This is a genomic window from Polaromonas sp. P1_E1_2, assembly GCF_056406035.1.
In genome coordinates, this window is sequence record NZ_JBFUAZ010000644.1 from 1 (window position 1) to 2,370 (window position 2,370).

The following is a 2,370-nucleotide window of genomic DNA, read 5'->3' on the forward strand; positions in this document are numbered from 1 at the left end:
GGCTGGTAACGCACCACGTCCACCTCGGTGCGTTCATCGCGCCAGGCCAGGCCCTTGAAGCTGATGGCGCGCGTGCCGATGCGGCCGTCCACCTCGGGCAGCACCACCTGCATCGCCAGGTCGCGCGGGGCCAGGCCATGCGGGTCTTCTTGCCACTGCTCTTGGGAACAGCCCGCGGTGATGAGCTGTAGTACCGGTGCATCACCAGCCAATGGTGCCATCTGCGCGCCGTCCACACTGTCCACATCGTCGCCATCGAGTGCGGTGATGGCAAAGCTGGTCGCGTTGAGCACCACGCCTACGCCGTGTTGCGCGGCCAGCGACTGCAACAGCTCCAGGCTAGCAGGGTTCTTGAGCGAATCCACGGCCACGGCCACAGTGTTCAGCCCTTGATCGTGCAATGCGGCCAGCATCGCATCAAACACCGCAGTGTTGCCGGCCTGCACATGGGCACGGTAGAACAGCAGCAATGCCACTGGCGCGCCGTCTTGCCACGCTTGGGCACCCAGCGATTCGTAAATTATGGCCGGTGGCAACACCGTAGGCGGTGTGGGCCGAGTCCCCAGGCCAAACACGGAATGGCCTATCAATTCAAAAAAGTTACGGGCGTTGTCGCGGCCGCCTTCGCGCAGGCAGCGCCAGAGCTGGCGGCAGTCTTCATGCGGGGCGGTGCTGCGCAACAACAGTTGCAAGTCTTCACTCGCGTCACCCGAGAAGAGCGCCAGCCACTGGCCGCGTTCGCGTGCGAGTTCGCGCACGCGTTCCACCACATAGGCCCAGTCGCTGGCAGCGCCCAGGTGGTCAATCACCACCACGCGCGCATGTTGCAACACCTCGTCTACATACATGTCCGCCGACGCGGGCTGCCGCAACCACATCAGGTTAGCCAGGCGCACCGCGGGAAAGCCTTCGGGCAACGCCCCCGCTGCATCGGCCAGTAGCGACAGCGTGGTATCCGCCGCGCTGAGCACCACGATGTCGCCCGGCGTTTGCTCCACGCGCACCACGCCCTGGCCACCGTCTTCAACGTGGCCGCCGGGGCGGGTGGAGAGCAAATGCATGTTTTATTTCACAAGGTAAGGTTGAACAGCCCATCCTGGCGCAGGTCGATGGGGCGCTCTGCGCAGCGGCATAAAGGAGGAGCCCGCAGGGCGGAGGACAGCCGCGGAGCGGAGTGCCCCGTCGGGCTGTGCCCGCCACAAAACTAAAGCTTCAGCGTGCATTTGGATTCAAGCCGCGACGGGTACCGCCAGCGCCGCACTCAACTCAGCCTGCAACACAGCCGCATTGAGCTCGGAACCAATCAGCACCAGGCGCGACTGGCGCACCTCATCCGCACGCCAGGGGCGGTCAAAGTAGCTATCGAAACGCGTTCCTACGCCCTGCACCACCAGGCGCATGGCCACACCGGGCAAGGCCACAAAACCCTTGGCGCGGTAAATCTCGTGGCGGCCCACCACATCGCGCAGCGCGGCCAGCAATGCTTCGCGGCCGGTCACGTCCAGCGCCACCTGCACCGAGGCAAACGCATCATGGTCGTGGTCTTCTTCCTCGTCGTGATGCGTCTTGCGCTGGTCGATCTGGTCTTCCACTGCGCGCTCCAGGCCCAGCAACACGCCAATATCGATGCGGCCATGCTGCGCATGCACCAGCTTCACACCGGGCAAGGTTTCGGCGCGGATGGCGGCTTCCACACCCACCAATTCTTCGGCCGTCAACCCATCCGTCTTGTGCACGATCACCAGGTCGGCCGTTGCCAGTTGGTCTTCAAACAGCTCGTGCAAGGGCGAGTCATGGTCCAGGTTGTCGTCGGCGCGGCGCTGGGCGTCCACGGCCACGGGGTCGTCGGCAAAGTCTCCCGCGGCAACCGCAGGCGCGTCCACCACGGTCACTACGGCATCCACGGTGAAGGTATTGCGCAGTGCGGGCCACTGGAAGGCCTGCACCAGCGGCTTGGGCAGTGCCAGGCCAGAGGTCTCGATGATCAGGTGGTCGATCTGGTCGCGGCGCTTGGCCAACTGCTCCATCACGGGCGCGAACTCTTCCTGCACCGTGCAGCACAGGCAGCCGTTGGCCAACTCATACAGCTGCCCGTTTTCCTCGCCGTTCTCGTCGCAGCCAATGCCACAGCCGCGCAGCAGTTCGCCGTCGATGCCGAGTTCGCCAAACTCGTTGACGATGACCGCGATGCGGCGGCCCTGCGCGTTGGCCAGCAGGTGGCGCAAGAGCGTGGTCTTGCCGCTGCCCAGAAAGCCGGTGACGATGGTGGCGGGAATTTTTCGGGTTTGCATAAGAGTCTCTCGGGTAAAGAAAATTAACGGGGCGCGTCACGGGGAGGCAGGGCCTTGAGGCACTCCACCAGCATCTGGG

2 protein-coding genes are annotated in these 2,370 nt (G+C 64.4%); both read right to left on the reverse strand.

What is annotated here, in order from left to right:
- The coding region (locus AC1D1P_RS21190) for a cobaltochelatase subunit CobN (protein WP_477674320.1) at positions 1-1,061 on the reverse strand (1,061 nt) is incomplete at its 3' end.
- A gap of 168 nt (positions 1,062-1,229) precedes the next feature.
- On the reverse strand, positions 1,230-2,291 hold the full coding sequence (cobW, locus tag AC1D1P_RS21195) for a cobalamin biosynthesis protein CobW (RefSeq protein ID WP_477674321.1): 1,062 nt from the start codon (positions 2,289-2,291) through the stop codon (positions 1,230-1,232).
- Positions 2,292-2,370 lie beyond the last annotated feature (79 nt).